Raw genomic sequence first — 19,246 nt, forward strand, 5'->3', positions numbered from 1 at the left:
TTCTTGTCCTCGGTCACTCACTCTCGTTTGGTCCTTCGCTCTCGCCTTGTGGCCTCAGCGGCCCCGGCTCCAGCTACTACGACCTCTGCTGACTTCTCGCTCCGGCACAGCCGTCGGGCTTTCACCCGCAAGGCGAGATCTCCCCAGGTAAGAACACACACCTTCATCGCACAACCGCCGCATTTACGCCACCTCGCCTTGGTCACAAGAGCTTTGCGGTTCATGGCCCGCTCGCCCTGCTTGGCAGCGCCTTCTATGCGGTTCTTGTTCATCGGCTCGCGATTTACGCTCCACGCTTCCTTCCCACGCTCGGTCGCCCTCACGCAGTTGCGCTTCACTTCACTCACTGTGACCAGCTCGTGGCGGGACTTGCACCCGCAGGCATGCGCCCATGCTGGGCGCACCATGCAAAAAAGCCCGCTATCAAGCGGGCTTTGGTGGTTTCCAGTTCGGTCAGCTCCGGTAACGCGCGATGGAGTGCACTCCCAGTCCAGCTTCCCAGGCCGGCTGCTTCGCTAGTAGCGGCCACTCAGCAGGGAACCAAATCCCGGAGCCACGGTCTTCAGGCCGAGCTGTTTGAGCATCATGTAAGTGGTTGCCACTGACGAGCTGATCACCGGCAAGCCCACCCTGTCCTCAATGGCCTGAATCGAGGCCAGAGACGGCATCTGCACGCAGGCGGAAGCCACCACCACATCGACGCCATCGGTTTTCAGTTTCTTGGTGATTTCAATCGGCGCACGTGGGTCCTGGCGGCCCACTTCGAGATTGTCCGAAATTTCCAGAGAAATGCTGTCCACGACCTCAATGCCTTCGTTTTCGATGTAATCGACAACCATGGCCGTCAGAGGCTTCATATAAGGAGCAAGCAAAGAAATACGGCGCGCGCCCATTGCCTTCAGGCCATCCACCAAAGCGCCGGCACTGGTCACCACCGGCGCCCGTCCACCCACTTGCGCGGTGCGTTCATGGAGCCGGGCCTGGGCCACACGATGGTAGCCGCGTCCCATGCTCATGATCGCCACCAGACAGGCATAACCCAGGACGTCAACACGCGCATCCGCCAATTCGATGGCGCAGCGATCTGAATCGGCATCCATGGCCGCCAGCTCTTCCTTTGTCACCTTCTGCATGCGCATGCGGCTTGAGTGGAAGGTAAACCGTTCCGTTTCAATCGCCTGGCGTGCCAGAAGCATTGCGGGGATTTCTGTCTCCATCGTCGTGTTGGAGCTTGGCACGATCTGCCCAATGCGGAAAATCTTACTCATCTATACGTCACTCCATGGTGATGTTGTTGGCTTTGATCAGTGCGCCCCAGTAGTCAGTTTCCTTTTTGACCAGTTGATCGAGCGCTGCTGCATCGAGAAAACGCGGCTCAATGCCTTGCAGCATTGCACGTTGTTTGACTTCAGGTGTTTCCAGCGCTGCCTTGAGCGACGAGGACAAACGCGCCAACACCTTTGGTGGCGTACCCGCCGGGGCGAACAAGCCCACCCATGCTTCAGGCTCGAAGCCGGGCAAGCCCGCCTCGCCGGTGGTGGGCACATCAGGCAGCATGGGGTGGCGGGTCTTGCTGGTCACTGCCAGCGCCTTGAGCTTGCCGCTTTTGACATGTGGGCCGACAGAGGGAGGCGTACTCATAAACATCTGCACCTGACCGCTCAACACATCCTGCATTGCGGGACCCGATCCCTTGTAGGGCACATGCGTGATTTCCGTCTTGGTCATCTGCGCAAACTGGGCTGTCCCCACATGGGACAACGAGCCACTGCCTTGCGATGCGTAATTCACCGTCCGGGGGTTCTTGCGCAAGTATTCAATGAACTCGGGGAGCGTGTTGGCAGGTACCGAGGGGTGCACAGCAATCACGTTGGTAGCTGCCACAATCAAGCCTACCGGCACAAAGTCACTTTGCGACCAACCTGGCTTTGGGAAAAGTGAGGGATTGCCCACGTGGTACGCGGAGTACGACGACAGCAGCGTGTAGCCATCCTTGGGCGCACGCGCCACCATTTGGTAGGCAATATTGCCGCTCGCACCGCCACGGTTATCCACGATGACGGGCTGCCCCAAAGCGCGAGCCATCACATCGGAAACCAGGCGCGCCGCTGTATCCACCACCCCGCCGGGAGGGTTGGGGACCACAAGAGTCATTGATTTACTGGGAAACTCCTGCGCCAAAGCATTGCCTGTGGCCAAGCTGCCTACAAAAGCGGCCATCACACTGGCTGCCAATAAATTGCGTTTTTTCATGCCGTTGTCTCCATAGGGTTCTTATTGAAAGGCCAGTGCATTCTCCATCAAGCGAAACCAGGTGGAAATCCGCAATTTATTGAGCCATCCTTCACCTGTTGCGAAGGATAATTGCCAGGATGAATCTGAACCGTTTCGACCTCGTCTCCTTGCGCGTGTTCATTGCAGTGATGGAGTCCGGCAGCCTGACGGCGGGTGCCCGCTACATCGGCCTCTCATTGGCTGCGACCAGCAAACGCATTGCAGAGCTGGAGCGCCATTGCGGTGTGATGCTGATGGTTCGAAGCAAGCGCGGGATAGCAGCCACCCCTGCAGGAAAAAGCCTGCTCCAGCACTGCATCGACGTGGTCACGCGCGTCGAACGCCTGGCTTTGTCCATGGACGACTTTCGGGAAGGGGCAACCGGCCAGCTGCGCATCTGGGCCAACACCTCGGCATTTGCCGGGTTCTTGCCGCCACTGCTGGCCACCTACGCCAAGGCCCACCCCGGTGTCTCTGTCAGCCTGGAAGATGCACTCAGCGAAGATGCAGTTTGCGCAATCAACACTGGCGTGTCAGAACTGGCCATCATTGGCGAGAACACCCACTGCGACGGGCTGCACACCATTGTTTGCGATACCGACCAGCTGATGCTGCTGGTCCCGCAGCGCCATGCACTGGCCAGGGAGAAAAGCGTCTCGCTCATCGATGCCCTTGCCTGCGAATTCGTCAGCTTGGCTCACAGCACATCGCTCACACGCCATATCACCAGCCAGGCCAATGACGTCAATCGCCACTTGCGCACGCGTGTGCAGGTGCGCAGTTTCGATGCCATGTGCCACATGGTATCCGTAGGCTTGGGGGTGGCCATCATCCCTCGCACGGCAGCCCTGCCGCATCTGCCTGTGCGGCAACTTCAACTGATCGAACTGGAAGACATGGTGACTGAACGGCACCTTCTGCTCGCCATGCGTGACCCTGAACACCTATCGCGACCAGCGAGCGAATTTTTTGCAATGGCGCAAAAACGGCATGCCGAGCAGTCCCGGGCGGAACGCGACACACTCATTTGAAACGCACAAGGCCATGCATCGCCCAGGATGGGGCCGTCCCCGGAAATTGGCGTGATCACGCAGGCCTTGCTGTCGTATGCACCGCCAATCGAGCAAGCATTCATCTTCGGCTGCGTGGCCAGCGGAACCGACCGCGCCAGCAGCGATATCGACCCGATCCTGATCGAACCAACGCTTGGAGCGAGATACGGGTTTCGAGGGCAAGGTCAAGTGCGCACGCACCCCCAAGAGCGCGGAGGTAGCAACGGGGCTGCTGCAGGACGATCTACCGATCCAGAGGCCATGGCTGACCGCTTGCTACAGGAATGCTTATCCTGCCTCTCAGCATCGTCCTATATGCCATCAGCATGATCGAGAAGGATTAACCCTTGGCGAGGTCAGCAAAATAAACCGCCTAGTCATTCATTCAGTGCGCCTTATCACTGCTGACATTTCTGTTCACCATACCGTGGTGATGCGGTCATGAACGACTAGTGCACGGTTGAGTGTCAAGGCTTGGTGCTTGTTTAAAAACCGCGGCTGAATATGTCGATTTGCAGTGGAATTTTCGGAATCTGGACGCTCATGGACAACGGGGTAATCGAGTTGGCTGAAGCGGTTGAGTAACGCTGCATGGATCTGCAATTCAACCATTTGACCTCAAACGTGTGTGTGGAGCCCTTTGCTGAAGGCTATCTTTCAACACGAAATAATCAACTTATTCATTTATGAGCATACGCATTCTTCTTTCTCTGTCCGTGCTGTCCTTGTCCTTGCTGCAGGCCTGCGGAGGTGACGGCGGCAGCGGTGGTGATGCCGCCCCCGCGGCATTGACCCTGAACGTCCCTGCAGCAGAGGAGCCTGCCGCGGCCGACATCGGCGCGGTCTCCGCCAGGTTCGTAGCCAACGAGAACGCGCGTTCCATCTTGCTCTCAAAGAGCGCGCAGTCCATCGGGTCTGCAGTGCCTACGGAACAGGCTGACAGTGGCGCCATGGTCCGCATAGGGAGCAAGACCCTGTCAGGCGACCACCAGACTGTGGATATCGCCGGCGACGCGCATTTTGCGCTCGGGCGCTGGGTGAAAGGCACGCTCACCAGAGACACTGAAACCGTCACGCTCCAGGGCCAGGACCACGAGTCGTATCACTACATTGTCTACAACCGCCTGGCGGCGCTGCCCCTCGATGGCCAGTTGCAGTGCGAGTCCGTTGCCGCGACCGCGCCGACCGCACTTTCCGATACGCACCAGAAACTCGGCTCGGCAAGCGGCTCCGCCAGTGTTTCGTTCGACCCCAGCGGTGCCGTAATACAAGGAACGATGCAGGTGCACGCAGGCGCACAAAGCGCGTCGGTGGACCTATCCACGGCCATCCAGCATCCGCCAGCCGTGTCCGCCACCGGCCGAATGTTCGCCAACGGCCCCGGTGCGGCAATCGTGCTGGCCAACCTGGGCGACGCAGTACCTGGCTTGGTCGTGGGGTACAGGGCCCAGCTGCCTGGCGGCGACCTCTATCTCGGCGTGGCCCGTTTCACCTGCACTCCCATGTAAATGACAAGCGCCGCGCGCCTTGGAACTGAGAACGTGTTCACGATCTAAGACCAGTGACCACTGGCCTCTCCATTGGGCAAACATGCAAATCAGCGGCCCGGGAGCGAACACGGAACCCCTTGTTCACGCCTGTATGCATGGAAAAAGACCCCCTGCAAATCAAAGCCTTGCAGGGGGTCTTTTCTAGCAGCAGTCAGGCAGCGTCAGACGCGGACTCACTCCCCACGCCATCATCAACAGGCCGTCCGAACCCGCATGGATAAAGGAAATGGCTGTGATCGACATGTCGCTTTTACCGTCAAAAACGCAGATCTTTTGCTGGCGCGGGAGATGAAGCGATTTGCGGGGCGATGACTCTGGCGACACCATCATCAATCAAGCTATCAACATAGCAAAGAGTCGAAGGCGCCACAAATGGATCTGCCTACCTGACTCCGGGGGTCTCAACGCAGCCCGTCCGGCAGGGTTCAGGCAGATGGTTCGGCTGCCGTGTCGGCGATGGAGTCGCTAAACCGGCGAATCGTCAGAGCGCAGCGTTGCTCAATCAAGGCCATGATTCGCTCGACCACTGCATTTCCCGCAAAGCCCAGTCCGGGAGCAGACCGAAGTCCATTCGCTGTGGGCGGCAGTGACTTTGCCAGTTCCAGAATACGTCTTTTGGACTGCGCCTTGGAAAGACCTACGCTTTCCGCGAACTGCTCCCAGTGGCGCGCCTGGACTTCGCTGAACTTGTACTTGCTGCCGATTTTCATCGCCATCTTCGGCGTCAACGTGGGATACACCGCTGTCGACAGCATGTCGTAGAACGGTGCCAAAACGGGGGCCTTGCCGGCGTACAGCAGGGAGAAGTTCTTGGCGTGCGCATCGTGATTGCCGATCAGCGCATTGAAGATCACGCTATCGAACAAACGCAGTATCTGCGGCGCACTGGGGCGCGTTGCACGGCGCACCAGATCGAAGCATTGGGCCAGGTCGGGGCCACCTTCATTTTGGTATTTCATTTCAGGCACCACGCCAAGCGCCTGGCAGAAATCCTCCTGATGAAGACGCTGCCTGTGCCCTGGCGCATCCACCACACGGTCGTAGCGTGCCACCAGCAGAAACGGGCGACCCAATACCGCATGAACTTCCGATTTCGCCGGCTTGAGCTGCATGGCCTCGGCCAGTGCCATGCAAAACCCTTCGTTCGTCACGCTGTCCTCTACGGCGTGGATGGCGGGCTTCAAGATGTGGGAGCTCGGCGTGCCGTTGAGAGGCAGCCCGATGCGGGCACCGTCGAAAACCACGGGTAGTTTGTCCTGGGCACCCGCCAAGGAAAGCCGCAGGCCATCCTTGCCGGCCAGCATGGGGCGGCGCGGCAACTCATCCAGAATGGCAGCGACTTCCTCGTCGCTCAACCATTGAACGTCATGGTTGCGGGTAGGCACAGGCAAGGCCTGCCCCGTCTCAAGAAACGTCACGGCCCCGGCACATTCACCACCGATATGATCCAGCAACGCAAAGTCGTTCTGCCCTGAAACCTGGAATTGCTGCGCTATCAGTCGGCGCATCTGCCCCTCTGGCAAAAGACCGGCAAAGAACGGGCGCGTTTGACGATCATCGAACGGCGGCGCTTGCAGAGGCAGCGAGATGGACAACGCCACGGCGTCCGGCTGCAACAACCAATCGGGCGCATAGCAAAAATTCAGTCGGCCATCGACCAACGCCAAGGTGCCAACACGGTCGGCGAACAACCAGACTCCCAGTTCATGCGCCATGCTCACCACCTTCATGTTGATCGGGCAACCCGCTCAGCTGGATCTCACCACCGAGCGCATCAATGACCCGCAGCACATGTTCCAGCCGCACCGTGGGCTTGCCGGCCTCAAGATCGACGATGAAACGCACACCCACCCCTGCCGCCAAGGCCAACTGAGACTGTGTCAGCTCCAGCTGCTTGCGAGCGGCACGGAGTGCATCGCCGAGTTGTTGGGGTGATCGTATGGATGTCATGGTCTGCCAAGTTTCCCGATCAGGAAATTATCACCTCGAATTCACCTCAGCGTAAGCCATAATTCCCGATCAGGAATATTTCATGTGTTTGAGCCGTAATTTCCCCACATCTTCCCGATTGGGAAATAAAAAATGTAGCGGGTATTGTCGTCAGGCAATGAAGCGCCCCGGGGCGCTCCACTAAATACGGGCGCAGTAGCAGGCGCGAACGTGATCACCAACTGAATGTTTCCTGGTCATGAGCAGCACCGCATGCTCCCTAGCCAGGATCGATGCCCGCCAGGCCGGCTGCTGGAGCCCGTTCGGCAACGATCTGGGTGACCCGGTTGACCGCCTCGGCGATCAAGGCATGCGGCGGGTTCACCGCCACTTCCAGGATCAGTTGCTCCAGGCTCAGCAGCGCGCCCAGGGCAGAGCCGGCGTGAATCGTGGCAATGCCGCCCGGATGACCGGTACCCCACACCTTGATCAGATCCAGCGCCTCGCCGCCACGCACCTCACCGACGATCACGCGATCCGGGCGCAGCCGCATCGTGGCGCGCACCAGCTCGGTCATGGACACGACGCCCGCGCGGGTGCGCAGCGGCACATGGTCATGCGGTGTGGCCGGGGACGTCCCAAAGAAGTTCGATCATCAGCCGTTGTACAACAGGAGAATCCTTGCTCTCAAACACACTGGTAAAAGATCGCATGCTCGAATCCGAGAAACTCAATGCATTGTTTCAACTACTGGAAGAGATGACGCGCCCCAGGGCAAGCATCAAAACATTCACACCAGGAAAAATCGCGCAGTGTCTGGAAAAGTGGTCCATGTATGGTTTTCTCGGGACCATCGTGGTTTTCCTGGTTATGATTGCATGGCAGCGCTACGGAACGACATCTCCGGGGTTCAGGCACATCTTGCTCGGTGTCTATCTGCTCCACCTGGCGCTCTCCCTCACCTACCTGATCACCGTCACCGTAGGTTCTCTTTCCATCCTCTGGCGTCATCGCAAGAAGCCCTTTGCCGCCATGCTGGCCGCATTGAAACGCGATCTCCAGCAAGACGCCGATACGCTCAAGGAACTTTGGACTTTCGACAAGGCAACATTAGCCTATGGTCTGCTTCAGTACCGCCACCGCTGGTCTTCATTCGACGGGCGAATCGCCATGATTTCCGGCGACGTGCGCAAGCTGGGCCTGTTTCCCGCGCTCGCGGCGGTATCAATATCGGCGGCCACGCTGCTCAAAGAGGACAGCAATCTGTATCTGTGGGCACCAGTGATCCTTGCCGCCTGCTTTTACCTGGTGGCATTCGTTGCCCATGCCTCCCGTGAACGCCCGCAGCAGGTCATTGAACTGTTGGAGTACGCCATCCAGCATGCGGACCAGTTCACGTCTAGTGTCCGCGCCGAGTCCAACACCCAAGCACTGCTCTCCGGCAATGGGGAAAAAGGGGCCGAAGCCCCCGAGACTCACAACAAGCCTCTTTCGGCAAACGAGGCCGTTACCTGCCCCGCCACGACGACGTGATCCAGCGTACGTACGTCGATCAGCGCCAGATCTTCCTTAAGTCGCCGAGTCAGCGCTTTGTCCGCACTGCTCGGTTCGGGATTCCCGCTCGGATGGTTGTGCGCCAGGACAGCCGCAGCTGCATTGCAGCGCAATGCTTCCTTGACCACCTCGCGCGGATGGACCGATGCACCATCGATCGTGCCCCGGAACAACTCGACGTCCTCGATCAAACGATGCCGGGTATCCAGGAACAGGACGGCAAACACCTCGTGCTCGAAACCATCCAACTTGGCACGCAGATAGTCCTTGACCATCGTCGGCGAACCAAACTCGGCCCCACGTTGCATCTTCTGGTCGATGACCTGACGAGCAGCCTCCAGGATCTGGTAGGCCGACGCCGGCAGGTACTGGCCCTGGTCGTCACGCACCAACAGCGCAGCATCGGAAGGAATGGAAAGTAGCTACATGATCGTGCTCCGGTTGCACGGGCGGAATTGCCCGGAACCGGCGCCAGCACGGCGCAGCGCATGCAGTCAGGGGTCGCAGACGGTCACGGCCGCAAGCGCCAAAGGCGCGCAGCCCTTGACGGCGAGAACGCCGTGGTACGGTGAAGGGAAACAGCAAGACCGCCTACTCACACCCCAACGAAGGCGTTGACAGGCAAGCGGAGCGCGCAGTTCGGATGCATCACATGTCCGCCCATGCCAGCGACTGCTATAAAAGACCCCGAGGGACATCCTGGCGAATCTGGCAACGGGGCAGACAAATGCTGCAAGCGCCGGCCCATGCGGTACGCACGCATGGCCTACACTGCGCCTACCGTCCCGTCAGATAGCTAAACAGGAATAGTCGATACCAGCTAAGTGGGAGGTCAGCATGGGATGGCGTTTTCGCAAGAGCTTCAGTCCGTTGCCAGGCGTGCGACTCACCTTGTCGCCCAGCGGTATCAGTACCTCGGTCGGCGTTGGCCCACTACGGCTGCACCACGGTAGCCGCGGTCCGTCCGCAACTGTCGGAATTCCTGGCACAGGCGTGTCCTTCCAACAGGATCTGAGCCCACGCACCAACCATCATACCGGCCGGCCCATAGCGACCGATGGTGAGCGTCTCCCGGCGCCCGTTGAGACGGTAATCGTAGCGGAAGGTGACGGTACCGCTGGGCGATACCGTCACGCACATCCCGTCGCGGTCAGAAGCCTTGTAAGTCAATGACTTAGGCTTGAGGTTGCGCAGTGCTGTGTCGGTGAGCATCGAGGTTTTTCCTCCAGTTCTTGACGGCTTTTACCGTCAGGGGCTTGGAGACCTGCTGATGCCCGAAAAACCGCATAGACACAGCGTATCGGGAGGATTTTTACCGTCAAAGACCGATTTGGTCCGGATAGTAAACGGGAGGATCTTAATCCGACCTCCGGTTCTTACCGCCACTTTTACCGCCAACCTGTTCCGCTGGCCGGCGATAGTCACCGATAGTTGCCGCGACGTATTTCTTTCTAAATCAACACGTTACGACAGTTTTTCGATAACTGACGATAGTCCCCGAAGGACGTCAATTCACTCCCACTCAATCGTCGCCGGCGGCTTGGTCGACACATCGTAGGTCACGCGGTTGATTCCGCGCACTTCATTAATGATCCGCCCAGACACCTTCTTCAACAACGCATACGGCAGTTCAGCCCAGTCGGCGGTCATGAAGTCGCTGGTCTGCACGGCGCGCAGGGCCACGACGTAGTCGTAGGTGCGGCCGTCGCCCATCACGCCCACGCTCTTGACGGGCAGGAACACGGTGAAGGCCTGGCTGGTCAGCTCGTACCAGTTCTTGCCCGTGGCGGCGTCGGTGAAGTTGTAGAGTTCTTCGATGAAGATGGCGTCGGCGCGGCGCAGCAGGTCGGCGTATTCCTTCTTGACTTCACCCAGGATGCGAACGCCCAGGCCCGGGCCGGGGAATGGGTGGCGGTAGACCATGTTGCGCGGCAGGCCCAGGGCCACGCCGAGTTCGCGGACTTCGTCCTTGAACAGGTCGCGCAGGGGTTCGAGCAGCTTCAGGCCCAGTTGCTCCGGCAGGCCGCCCACGTTGTGGTGGCTCTTGATGGTCACGGCCTTCTTGCTCTTGGCGCCGCCCGACTCGATCACGTCGGGGTAGATGGTGCCCTGGGCCAGGAAGGTCGCGCCCTTGCTGCCGGCGTTCGCGGCCTTGAGCTTGCCGGCTTCGGCCTTGAAGACGTCGACGAACAGGCGGCCGATGATCTTGCGCTTTTGCTCGGGTTCGGACACGCCGGCGAGCTCGCCCAGGAACAGCTCGGCGGCATCGACGCGCACCACCTTGGCGTGCAGCTTGCCTTCGAACATTTCCATGACCATGTCGCCTTCGTTCAGGCGCAGCAGGCCGTGATCGACGAACACGCAGGTCAGCTGGTCACCGATCGCGCGGTGGATCAGCGCCGCGGCGACCGACGAATCGACGCCGCCCGACAGGCCCAAAATGACTTCTTCGTCACCGACCTGCTCGCGGATCCTGGCGACGGCTTCCTCGATGTAGTCGCCCATGATCCAGTCCGGCGACGCAGCGCAGATGTCGCGCACGAAGCGGTTGAGCATGGCCTGGCCCTGCACGGTGTGCGTGACTTCGGGGTGGAACTGCACGGCGTAGTAGCGGCGCGTTTCGTCGGCCATGCCGGCGATGGGGCAGGACGGCGTCGAGCACATGACCTTGAAGCCTTCGGGCAGCTGGGTCACCTTGTCGCCGTGGCTCATCCAGACCTTGAGCATGCCGTGGCCTTCGGCCGTGGCGAAGTCCTCGATGCCCTTGAGCAGCTCGGTCTGGCCATGGGCGCGGACTTCGGCGTAGCCGAATTCGCGGTTGTTCGAGCCTTCGACCTTGCCGCCCAGCTGCGTGGCCATGGTCTGCATGCCGTAGCAGATGCCCAGCACGGGAATGCCCAGCTCGAACACGGCGTCGGGCGCGCGGTCGTCGACTTCGTAGACGCTGGCGTGGCTGCCCGAAAGAATCACTCCCTTGAGCTTGCCGTCGGCGGCGAACTCGCGCACCCAGTCGCTGCTCACATCGCAAGGATGGACTTCGCAGTAGACATGGGCTTCGCGCACGCGGCGCGCAATCAGCTGGGTGACTTGGGAGCCGAAGTCGAGGATGAGGATCTTGTCGTGTTGCATGGTCTGGAAAATGGCAAGGCCCGACCGGCCTGCCTGCGCAGCGGATCGGGCCATTAGGTGGCGATCAACCGATTTTAGTCGGCGCGATAGTTGGGCGCTTCTTTCGTAATTTGCACGTCATGGACGTGGCTTTCACGGATGCCGGCCGTCGTGATCTCGACAAATTCAGCCTGGTTGTTCATCTGCTCGATGCTGGCGCAGCCGCAGTAGCCCATCGCCGCGCGCACGCCACCAGCCATCTGGTAGACGATGGAGACCATGGAGCCCTTGTAGGGCACGCGGCCTTCGATGCCTTCGGGAACCAGCTTGTCGGCGTTCGGGTTGCCGGTCGACGATTCCTGGAAGTAGCGGTCGGCCGAGCCCTGCTGCATCGCGCCGATCGAGCCCATGCCGCGGTAGCTCTTGTACGAGCGGCCCTGGTACAGGATGACTTCACCCGGCGCTTCTTCGGTGCCGGCGAACATGCCGCCCATCATGATGGTCGAGGCGCCGGCCGCGAGGGCCTTGGCGATGTCGCCCGAGAAGCGCACGCCGCCGTCAGCGATCAGCGGCACGCCCGTGCCCAGCAGGGCCGTGGCCACGCTGTCGATGGCCATGATCTGGGGCACGCCCACACCGGCGACGATGCGCGTGGTGCAGATCGAGCCCGGGCCGATACCGACCTTGACCGCGTCCGCTCCGGCTTCGACCAGGGCCAGCGCAGCCGCGCCCGTGGCGATGTTGCCGCCGACGACGTCGACCTGCGGGTAGTTCTGCTTGACCCAGCGCACGCGCTCGATCACGCCCTGGCTGTGGCCGTGGGCGGTGTCGACGATGATCGCGTCGACGCCGGCCTTGACCAGCAGTTCCACACGCTCTTCGGTGCCTGCGCCCACGCCTACGGCGGCGCCCACGCGCAGCCGGCCGGCGGCATCGCGCGCGGCGTTGGGGAAGGTGGTCTGCTTGTTGATGTCCTTGACGGTGATCAGGCCCTTGAGCTCGAAATCATCGTTGACGACCAGAATGCGTTCGAGCTTGTGCTTGTTGAGCAGCGTCTTGGCTTCGGCGGGCGTCGTGCCGTCTTTTTCGTTGACGGTGATCAGCTTTTCGCGCGGCGTCATGATCTGGCTGACCTTGACGTCGTAACGCGTCTCGAAGCGCACGTCACGGCTGGTCACGATGCCCACGACCTTGCCGCCATCGCAGACCGGGAAACCGGAGATGCCGAGGTTTTCCGACAGTTGCAGCACCTGCAGGACGGTGTGCTCAGGGGTGATGACCACGGGGTCGATCACGACGCCGGATTCGTGGCGCTTGACCTTGTTCACTTCGGCGGCCTGTTCCTGGGCCGTCATGTTCTTGTGGATGATGCCGATACCACCCTCTTGCGCAATGGCGATGGCCAGGCGCGCTTCCGTCACGGTGTCCATCGCGGCGGACACCAGGGGAATGTTCAGGGAAATATTGCGGGAAAAACGTGTCGCGAGAGACGTGTCCTTGGGCAGGATTTGGGAGTAAGCGGGTACCAGCAACACATCGTCGAAGGTCAGTGCTTTACCAAGAAGGCGCATGTGAAAGCTCCAAAAAAACGATTGTACCTGTGCACGCAATTCTTACAGGCGGCGCCTGGTTTTTTGCCGTCCTGGCCTTGGCAGGCTGAATGGGAAGTGCGAAGATTCCACCGATGGTCAGTTCCGCTGCTCCGACCTTCCCTATTCCAGACCCCGCCGCCATGAACGTCTTCACGCTTGCACTGCTCTGCGCGAGCAGCCTTTTCTCCGCCAACGCACTGGCGCAATGGCAGTGGGTCGATGCACAAGGCCGCAAGGTCTACAGCGACCTGCCGCCGCCGGTGCAGGTACCTGTCGAGCGCATCATCAAGCAGCCCGGTATCGCCAAAGCCCCGGCCGCTGCGCAGGCAGCGCCACAGACCGCGAGCCCGGCTGCGGCCCAGCCCGTGCACCGCGGCAGCGGCGTGGACGCGCAATTGCAGGCCAGGAAAACCGCCGAGGAAGCCGAACAGGCCAGGCTTGAACAGGCCCAGGCCGACGCGCAGGAGAAAAAGCGGGCCCAGGCGCGCCAGGACAATTGTGCGCGCGCCAAGGCGGCGCAGGCGGCGTTGACCGATGGCAGGCTGCTCTCACATACCAATGCCCAGGGCGAGCGGGTGTTCATGGACGATGCAGCGCGCGCCGCCGAGCGCCAGCGCGCGCAGAACACGATCACCAGCGACTGCGGCCCGGCCAGCGCGCCGCGCCCTCAATAAGCAGATTCAGTAACCGGCCTTGCCGCCGGGGCGCTGGCGCGAGAACAGCCCCGCACCGCGCGCGCCCTGGCGCGCAAAGCGCTCGCGCCGCGCGACCTTGGGATCGACCAGCAAGGGCCGGTACAGCTCGACCCGGTCGCCGTCACGCAGCAGTTGGCTGCGCTCGGCGCGCCGTCCCCAGATGCCTGCGGCGCAGGCGCTGGCCTCAAGCCCTGCGGCGCGCAGCGCGTCAAGCAGGCAGGCGCCGGGCGGCAGGCGCAGCGACCATTCCTGCACCTGCCCTGCCTCGGAAGAAAACACCACCTCCACGCTGAGTTGCGCGTCGGCGGCCTCCACTTCAGCCATAGACCTGTTCCGCACGCTTGATGAATGCATCGACCATCGAGGCCGCGATGCGGTCGAACACCGGGCCGACCAAGGCGGCCAGCGCGATATTGTCGAAGCCATAGCTCAGGCGCAGCTCCACCTTACAGGCACGCTGCGAGCCGTCGCCCACAGGGTGGAAATACCAGTCGCCTTCGAGGTGCGAGAATGGCCCCTTGACCAGGCGAATGGTCACGCGCCGGCCTTCCTCGTGGGTGTTGCGGGTCACAAAGGATTTCTTCAGCCCGCCCAGCGACATTCCCACTTCCGCCGTCATGCCCTGCGCGTCCTGCTCGAGGATGCGCCCATGGTCGCACCAGGGCAGGAACTCGGCGTAATGGTCCACATCCGTCACCAAGGCATACATTTCTTCGGGGCTGTACCAGATGAGGACGGATTTGTTGACTGTTTTCATGGAAATGGGGCCTGAATAGGGATGCTGCGAAGGCCATCTCAGCATCCAGGGCCGATGGAAACTAGAATCTCTGCAGCGAGACGACAAACCACATTGTAGGGAGACCTTTTATCTCCTGGATTGCGCCGCACTTAATTCATACATGGCCAAAAAAACTGATTCCCCGTCCCGCATTGCCGACAACAAAAAAGCGGCTTACAACTACTTCTTCGAGGAACGCCACGAGGCGGGCATGGTCCTGCACGGCTGGGAAGTCAAGGCCTTGCGCGAAGGCAAGGTCCAGCTGACCGACGGCTACGTGGTCATCAAGGACGGCGAGCTCTACCTGATCGGCTGCCAGATCAACCCGCTGCGCACTGCCTCGACCCATGTGAGCCCCGATGCCGCGCGCACCAAGAAGCTGCTGCTGCACAAGGAAGAGATCAAGCGGCTGATCGGCAAGGTCGAGCAAAAGGGCTATACGCTGGTGCCGCTGAACCTGCACTGGAAGAACGGCCTGGTCAAGGCCGAGATCGCGCTTGCCAAGGGCAAGGGCGAGCACGACAAGCGCGACACCATCAAGGACCGCGAAGGCAAGCGCGAAGTGGAGCGGGCCATGAAGGGGCGCAATCGCTGAGGCCCCGCCTGCGAAGCCGCGTTCAGCGGCCTCATGGCAGGCGAAAACTCAGTCCGCCAGCACAGCCAGGGGATGGGCGTGCGCGGGCCAGGGGCTGGCAAAAAATGCCTGCCACTGCGCGTCCTGGACGTCCTCGATGCGCGCCGGACTCCAGCGCGGCGCATGGTCCTTGTCCACGGCCAGCGCGCGAATGCCTTCGAGGGTTTCGCTCTGGCCGGGGCGCAGGTAAAAGCAGTGGCGCACCATGTCGCGCTCCATGCGCAGGTCGTCGGCCAGGGCCATGGCGCGCGCACGGCGCACCTGCTCGAGCACCACATGCAGCATCAGCGGCGAGCGCTTGCGCAGCAGGGCCGCCGTGGCCTGGGCCCAGTCGCTGCCACCCTCTTCGAGCGCCGCGACGATGGCCGCCACCGTGGGCAAGGCGAAATACTGGTCGATCTCGGCCTGCTGGCCGGCGAAATGCGTGGGCGCCGTGCCCAGTTGCCCATCGATCCATTGCTGCACCGCCGCGCCGTCGGCAAAGTCCTGGGTGGCCAGCGCATCCCACAGCGCGGACAACTGGTCTGACGGCACCAGGCCATCGGCCAGGCCCAGCGCGATCGCATCGCCCGCGGCAATGGTCTCGCCGGTCAGGCCCAGCCATTCGCCCGTGTGACCGGGGCAGCGGCTCAGGAAGTAGCCGCCGCCGACGTCGGGGAACAGGCCGATCGCCGTTTCAGGCATGGCCATTTTCGTGCGCTCGGTCACGATGCGCGCGCTCGCGCCCTGGCTGATGCCCATGCCGCCGCCCATGACGATGCCGTCCATGAAAGCGATATAGGGCTTGGGATAGTGGTGGATCAGGTGGTTGAGCGCGTACTCTTCGGTGAAGAAGTCTTCGAGCTGCGGGTTGCCCGTGCTGCCCGCCTGGTGCAGGAAGCGGATGTCACCGCCCGCGCACAGCGCGCCGAACACGCCTTCCTTGTTGCTGCCGCGCAGCGCCACGGCCAGCACCTGGGGGTCGTCCTGCCATTGCAGCAGCGCGGCCATCAATTCACGCACCATCTCCAGCGACAGCGCATTGAGCGCGCGCGCGCGGTTGAGGGTGATGCAGCCTATGCGGCCCCGCACTTCGGTCAGGACCAGCGCATTTGTCTCCGTCATATTGTGTTCCTCAGATCTACCGATGATTCAGCGCAGCCACGCGGCTGCGCGCCAATCTTCAACCTTAACCGAGGCAACCCCGCTGCCGCTGTCGCAGACGCAAAAAAAGCCGCACAAGGCGGCTTTTTCTGTGAGCGTAATGCAGGGCAAGCGCTCTTCAGCAATCTCAGCGTCCAGCGCGCTTGCGATCGCTTTCCTTCAGGTGGCGCTTGCGCACGCGCACGCTCTTGGGGGTGATTTCGACCAGTTCGTCGTCCTCGATGAATTCCACCGCGTATTCCAGCGACAGGTCGATCGGGGGCGTGACCTTGATCGCGTCTTCCTTGCCGGAGACACGGAAGTTGGTCAGCTGCTTGGTACGCGTGGCGTTCACCACCAGGTCGTTGTCACGGCTGTGGATGCCGATGATCATACCTTCGTACACCGGATCGTTCGCCTTGACGAACATGCGGCCACGGTCGTCGAGCTTGCCCAGGGCGTAGGTGAAGATTTCACCGTCGTCCATGGAGATCAGCACACCGTTCTTGCGGCCGCCGATGTCACCCTTGTGGGGTTCGTAGCTGTCGAAGATGTTGGCGATCAGGCCCGAACCACGTGTCAGGTTCAGGAATTCGTTGGTGAAGCCGATCAGGCCACGCGCGGGAATGCGGTACTCGAGGCGAACGCGGCCACGGCCGTCGGACTCCATGTTGACCAGCTCGCCCTTGCGCTCGCCCAGGGCCTGCATCACGCCGCCCTGATGGGTTTCTTCGACGTCGGCGGTGACCAGCTCGATAGGCTCGTGCTTTTCACCGTTGATGTCGCGGAACACCACGCGCGGCTTGGACACTGCCAGCTCGTAGCCTTCGCGGCGCATTTCTTCGAGCAGAATGGTCAGGTGCAGTTCGCCGCGACCCGACACTTCGAAGATGCCGTCTTCGTCGGTTTCCTTGACGCGCAGGGCCACGTTGGAACGCAGTTCCTTTTGCAGGCGGTCCCAGATCTGGCGGCTGGTCACGAACTTGCCTTCACGACCCGCCAGCGGCGAGTTGTTCACGCAGAAGTTCATGGTCAAGGTCGGTTCGTCGATCTTGAGCATGGGCATGGGCTGGGGATCCAGCGGATCGGTGATGGTTTCACCAATGCCCAGGTTTTCGATGCCGTTGACCAGCACGATTTCGCTGGGGCCGGCTTCGGTGACTTGCACGCGATCGATGCCCTGGAACTTCTGGATCTGGTTGATACGACCCTTGTAGGCCTTGCCTTCGGGGCCGGCCATGATCATGACTTCCTGACCTGCCTTGACGGTGCCCTGGGAGATGCGCGCCACGCCGATACGGCCCACGAAGGTCGAGTAGTCGAGTGCCGACACCTGCATCTGCAGGGGAGCCGTTGCATCGCCCTGGATCGAAGGCACGTGGTTCAGGATGGTGTTGAACAGGGCCGACATGTCGGTGCCCCACTGTTCACCAGGAGCGCCTTCTTCGGTCGACGACCAGCCGTTGATGCCCGAGGCGTAGACCACGGGGAAGTCCAGCTGTTCATCGGTGGCGCCAAGCTTGTCGAACAGGTCGAAAGCGGCGTTGACCACGTAGTCGGGACGCGCACCGGGCTTGTCCACCTTGTTGACCACGACGATGGGGCGCAGGCCCAGGGCCAGGGCCTTCTTGGTCACGAAACGCGTCTGGGGCATGGGGCCCTCTTGCGCGTCGATCAGCAGCACCACGCCGTCGACCATCGACAGGGCGCGCTCGACTTCACCGCCGAAGTCGGCGTGACCGGGCGTGTCGAGAATGTTGATGTGGGTGCCTTCCCAGCTGACGGCACAGTTCTTGGCCAGAATGGTAATGCCGCGCTCGCGCTCGATGGCATTGTTGTCCATGACGGTGTCGACCACCTTTTCATGCTCGGCAAAAGTGCCGGACTGGCGCAGAAGCTGATCGACCATGGTGGTTTTACCGTGGTCAACGTGCGCAATGATCGCGATGTTGCGGATTTGTGTACTCATAAAGTTTCCAAAATGCCGCGGTCTGTTGGGCGCGGCGTGCCTTCCAAAATTTGTTGAATTTCCAAGGGGCTCAGCAGGCGGTCGGGGATGAGCTCCCCGGCCAGCACATGGCCTACTCCCAATAGAGCGTGTGGCTCTGTTCCATAGACGGCCACTGCCGGCGCATCCGGCCAGTCGCCCCGTCGGCGCATGCCCGACAGAAAACGTCCGGCATCGTACTCGGTCAGGGTGACAGGCGTGTGTTCATGCAGCAACATTTGCGGTGGCTGCACATGCAACAGGCGCTGTTCCTCGTCCATGGCTTCGAGCGCTTCGAGCGTGACGCAGCCCGCGAGCCCCAGTCCGCCCGTGTCGGTGCGGCGCAGGAAACGAAGGTGCGCACCACAGCCCAGGGCCTCGCCCACATCCTCACCCAGGGTGCGGATATAGGTGCCTTTGCTGCAGGTCACGACCAGCTTGACGGCCGCAAAGCCGTCCGCGTCTTCGCACAGGCTCACGTCGAGCGCGTGGATAGTGACCGCACGCGCGGGGCGTTCGATCTCTATGCCTTCGCGCGCGTATTCGTAGAGCGCCTTGCCGTCCTTCTTCAGGGCGCTGTGCATGGGCGGGACCTGCGAAATCGGCCCGGAAAACTGACTGGCCACGGCCTGCAGTCGTTCGGGCGTGAGGGCCGCGAGGTCCACGGGCCGCTCGCGCACGATCTCGCCTTCCGCATCCGCGGTCGTCGTGGTCGTGCCCAGGCGGGCAATGGCGATATAGGTCTTGGCCGCTTCAAGCTGCAGCTGGCTGAACTTGGTGGCAGCACCAAAGCACAGCGGCAGAACGCCGCTGGCCAAGGGATCCAGGGTGCCGGTATGACCGGCTTTTTCCGCGCGCAACAACCACTTCACTTTCTGCAAAGCGTCATTGCTGGAAAACCCCAGCGGTTTGTCGAGCAGCAACACCCCATGCACAGGGCGCCGCTGCACCCGTGTGCGAGGCGCGTTCAT

17 protein-coding genes and 4 pseudogenes are annotated in these 19,246 nt (G+C 61.4%); 6 read left to right on the forward strand and 15 right to left on the reverse strand.

Annotated features, from left to right (window positions below):
* Positions 1-515: 515 nt before the first annotated feature.
* Entirely contained in the window at positions 516-1,268 is a 753-nt protein-coding gene (locus GVL12_RS15895; protein WP_306770604.1) for an Asp/Glu racemase, read from the reverse strand.
* Positions 1,269-1,275: 7 nt separating this feature from the next.
* The gene (locus tag GVL12_RS15900; protein ID WP_159915760.1) at positions 1,276-2,253 is read right to left on the reverse strand and encodes a tripartite tricarboxylate transporter substrate binding protein; all 978 of its coding nucleotides are present in this window, start codon (positions 2,251-2,253) and stop codon (positions 1,276-1,278) included.
* 119 nt (positions 2,254-2,372) lie between these two features.
* Between GVL12_RS15900 and GVL12_RS15905 the strand changes: the two genes are divergently transcribed.
* On the forward strand, positions 2,373-3,305 hold the full coding sequence (locus GVL12_RS15905) for a LysR family transcriptional regulator (RefSeq protein WP_159915762.1): 933 nt from the start codon (positions 2,373-2,375) through the stop codon (positions 3,303-3,305).
* A 438-nt stretch (positions 3,306-3,743) separates the two neighbouring features.
* On the opposite strand, the gene GVL12_RS15910 is transcribed toward GVL12_RS15905, so the two are convergent.
* On the reverse strand, positions 3,744-3,938 hold the full coding sequence (locus tag GVL12_RS15910; protein ID WP_159915764.1) for a hypothetical protein: 195 nt from the start codon (positions 3,936-3,938) through the stop codon (positions 3,744-3,746).
* Positions 3,939-4,012: 74 nt separating this feature from the next.
* Here GVL12_RS15910 and GVL12_RS15915 point away from each other — a divergent pair, with 74 nt between their 5' ends.
* Complete coding sequence (locus tag GVL12_RS15915) at positions 4,013-4,834, forward strand: hypothetical protein (RefSeq protein ID WP_159915766.1); 822 nt, start codon at positions 4,013-4,015, stop codon at positions 4,832-4,834.
* Positions 4,835-5,301: 467 nt separating this feature from the next.
* On the opposite strand, the gene GVL12_RS15920 is transcribed toward GVL12_RS15915, so the two are convergent.
* The 3 genes and pseudogenes from GVL12_RS15920 to GVL12_RS15930 all read right to left on the reverse strand — a co-directional run.
* Positions 5,302-6,591, reverse strand: coding sequence for a type II toxin-antitoxin system HipA family toxin (locus GVL12_RS15920; RefSeq protein ID WP_159915768.1), 1,290 nt, complete (start codon positions 6,589-6,591; stop codon positions 5,302-5,304).
* On the reverse strand, positions 6,581-6,826 hold the full coding sequence (locus GVL12_RS15925; protein ID WP_159915770.1) for a helix-turn-helix transcriptional regulator: 246 nt from the start codon (positions 6,824-6,826) through the stop codon (positions 6,581-6,583). Before GVL12_RS15925 ends, GVL12_RS15920 begins: the two co-directional genes overlap by 11 nt.
* 325 nt (positions 6,827-7,151) lie before the next feature.
* Positions 7,152-7,421, reverse strand: a pseudogene (locus GVL12_RS15930) (ATPase, T2SS/T4P/T4SS family); the annotation flags it as partial.
* A 95-nt stretch (positions 7,422-7,516) separates the two neighbouring features.
* On the opposite strand from GVL12_RS15930, the gene GVL12_RS15935 reads away from it, so the two are divergent.
* Entirely contained in the window at positions 7,517-8,338 is an 822-nt protein-coding gene (locus GVL12_RS15935; protein ID WP_159915772.1) for a hypothetical protein, read from the forward strand.
* Here the strand turns inward: GVL12_RS15935 and radC are convergent.
* A complete protein-coding gene (gene radC, locus GVL12_RS15940) occupies positions 8,281-8,772 on the reverse strand; it encodes a DNA repair protein RadC (protein WP_159915912.1) in 492 nt (163 codons plus the stop codon). The two genes, GVL12_RS15935 and radC, sit on opposite strands and share 58 nt — an antisense overlap.
* 424 nt (positions 8,773-9,196) lie before the next feature.
* On the opposite strand from radC, the pseudogene GVL12_RS27035 reads away from it, so the two are divergent.
* Positions 9,197-9,301: pseudogene (locus GVL12_RS27035) on the forward strand (DUF4236 domain-containing protein); the annotation flags it as partial.
* A gap of 90 nt (positions 9,302-9,391) precedes the next feature.
* On the opposite strand, the pseudogene GVL12_RS15950 reads toward GVL12_RS27035, so the two are convergent.
* From GVL12_RS15950 to guaB, 3 genes and pseudogenes are all read right to left on the reverse strand, one after another.
* Positions 9,392-9,571, reverse strand: a pseudogene (locus GVL12_RS15950) (Arm DNA-binding domain-containing protein); the annotation flags it as partial.
* A gap of 300 nt (positions 9,572-9,871) precedes the next feature.
* A complete protein-coding gene (gene guaA, locus GVL12_RS15955) occupies positions 9,872-11,488 on the reverse strand; it encodes a glutamine-hydrolyzing GMP synthase (RefSeq protein WP_159915774.1) in 1,617 nt (538 codons plus the stop codon).
* Between the two features lie 74 nt (positions 11,489-11,562).
* The gene (gene guaB, locus GVL12_RS15960) at positions 11,563-13,038 is read right to left on the reverse strand and encodes an IMP dehydrogenase (RefSeq protein WP_159915776.1); all 1,476 of its coding nucleotides are present in this window, start codon (positions 13,036-13,038) and stop codon (positions 11,563-11,565) included.
* Between the two features lie 161 nt (positions 13,039-13,199).
* Between guaB and GVL12_RS15965 the strand changes: the two genes are divergently transcribed.
* Positions 13,200-13,733 (forward strand): DUF4124 domain-containing protein, encoded by a 534-nt coding sequence (locus GVL12_RS15965; protein WP_159915778.1) that lies wholly within the window; start codon positions 13,200-13,202, stop codon positions 13,731-13,733.
* A 6-nt stretch (positions 13,734-13,739) separates the two neighbouring features.
* Here the strand turns inward: GVL12_RS15965 and GVL12_RS15970 are convergent, their stop codons facing one another.
* Positions 13,740-14,078, reverse strand: coding sequence for an RnfH family protein (locus GVL12_RS15970; RefSeq protein ID WP_159915779.1), 339 nt, complete (start codon positions 14,076-14,078; stop codon positions 13,740-13,742).
* Positions 14,071-14,511 carry a type II toxin-antitoxin system RatA family toxin gene (locus tag GVL12_RS15975; RefSeq protein WP_159915781.1) on the reverse strand — a complete coding sequence of 147 codons (441 nt, stop codon included), beginning with the start codon at positions 14,509-14,511 and terminating at the stop codon, positions 14,071-14,073. Before GVL12_RS15975 ends, GVL12_RS15970 begins: the two co-directional genes overlap by 8 nt.
* Before the next feature lie 142 nt (positions 14,512-14,653).
* Here GVL12_RS15975 and smpB point away from each other — a divergent pair, with 142 nt between their 5' ends.
* Positions 14,654-15,127, forward strand: coding sequence for an SsrA-binding protein SmpB (gene smpB, locus GVL12_RS15980; RefSeq protein ID WP_159915783.1), 474 nt, complete (start codon positions 14,654-14,656; stop codon positions 15,125-15,127).
* A 48-nt stretch (positions 15,128-15,175) separates the two neighbouring features.
* Here the strand turns inward: smpB and GVL12_RS15985 are convergent, their stop codons facing one another.
* From GVL12_RS15985 to truB, 3 genes and pseudogenes are all read right to left on the reverse strand, one after another.
* Positions 15,176-16,270 (reverse strand): enoyl-CoA hydratase/isomerase family protein, encoded by a 1,095-nt coding sequence (locus GVL12_RS15985; RefSeq protein ID WP_159915785.1) that lies wholly within the window; start codon positions 16,268-16,270, stop codon positions 15,176-15,178.
* A gap of 166 nt (positions 16,271-16,436) precedes the next feature.
* The gene (gene typA / locus GVL12_RS15990; RefSeq protein ID WP_159915787.1) at positions 16,437-18,257 is read right to left on the reverse strand and encodes a translational GTPase TypA; all 1,821 of its coding nucleotides are present in this window, start codon (positions 18,255-18,257) and stop codon (positions 16,437-16,439) included.
* Between the two features lie 71 nt (positions 18,258-18,328).
* Positions 18,329-19,246 (reverse strand): annotated as a pseudogene (gene truB, locus GVL12_RS15995) (tRNA pseudouridine(55) synthase TruB); the annotation flags it as partial.

Source organism: Pantoea sp. 18069 (assembly GCF_902706035.1).
GTDB lineage: Bacteria > Pseudomonadota > Gammaproteobacteria > Burkholderiales > Burkholderiaceae_C > Comamonas.

Excerpts from the sequence above, each read along its gene's own strand:
- GVL12_RS15895 (WP_306770604.1), bottom strand. The coding sequence starts at position 1,268 with ATGAGTAAGATTTTCCGCATTGGGCAGATCGTGCCAAGCTCCAACACG.
- GVL12_RS15900 (WP_159915760.1), bottom strand. The coding sequence starts at position 2,253 with ATGAAAAAACGCAATTTATTGGCAGCCAGTGTGATGGCCGCTTTTGTA.
- GVL12_RS15905 (WP_159915762.1), top strand. The coding sequence starts at position 2,373 with ATGAATCTGAACCGTTTCGACCTCGTCTCCTTGCGCGTGTTCATTGCA.
- GVL12_RS15910 (WP_159915764.1), bottom strand. The coding sequence starts at position 3,938 with ATGGTTGAATTGCAGATCCATGCAGCGTTACTCAACCGCTTCAGCCAA.
- GVL12_RS15915 (WP_159915766.1), top strand. The coding sequence starts at position 4,013 with ATGAGCATACGCATTCTTCTTTCTCTGTCCGTGCTGTCCTTGTCCTTG.
- GVL12_RS15920 (WP_159915768.1), bottom strand. The coding sequence starts at position 6,591 with ATGGCGCATGAACTGGGAGTCTGGTTGTTCGCCGACCGTGTTGGCACC.
- GVL12_RS15925 (WP_159915770.1), bottom strand. The coding sequence starts at position 6,826 with ATGACATCCATACGATCACCCCAACAACTCGGCGATGCACTCCGTGCC.
- GVL12_RS15935 (WP_159915772.1), top strand. The coding sequence starts at position 7,517 with ATGCTCGAATCCGAGAAACTCAATGCATTGTTTCAACTACTGGAAGAG.
- guaA (WP_159915774.1), bottom strand. The coding sequence starts at position 11,488 with ATGCAACACGACAAGATCCTCATCCTCGACTTCGGCTCCCAAGTCACC.
- guaB (WP_159915776.1), bottom strand. The coding sequence starts at position 13,038 with ATGCGCCTTCTTGGTAAAGCACTGACCTTCGACGATGTGTTGCTGGTA.
- GVL12_RS15965 (WP_159915778.1), top strand. The coding sequence starts at position 13,200 with ATGAACGTCTTCACGCTTGCACTGCTCTGCGCGAGCAGCCTTTTCTCC.
- GVL12_RS15970 (WP_159915779.1), bottom strand. The coding sequence starts at position 14,078 with ATGGCTGAAGTGGAGGCCGCCGACGCGCAACTCAGCGTGGAGGTGGTG.
- GVL12_RS15975 (WP_159915781.1), bottom strand. The coding sequence starts at position 14,511 with ATGAAAACAGTCAACAAATCCGTCCTCATCTGGTACAGCCCCGAAGAA.
- smpB (WP_159915783.1), top strand. The coding sequence starts at position 14,654 with ATGGCCAAAAAAACTGATTCCCCGTCCCGCATTGCCGACAACAAAAAA.
- GVL12_RS15985 (WP_159915785.1), bottom strand. The coding sequence starts at position 16,270 with ATGACGGAGACAAATGCGCTGGTCCTGACCGAAGTGCGGGGCCGCATA.
- typA (WP_159915787.1), bottom strand. The coding sequence starts at position 18,257 with ATGAGTACACAAATCCGCAACATCGCGATCATTGCGCACGTTGACCAC.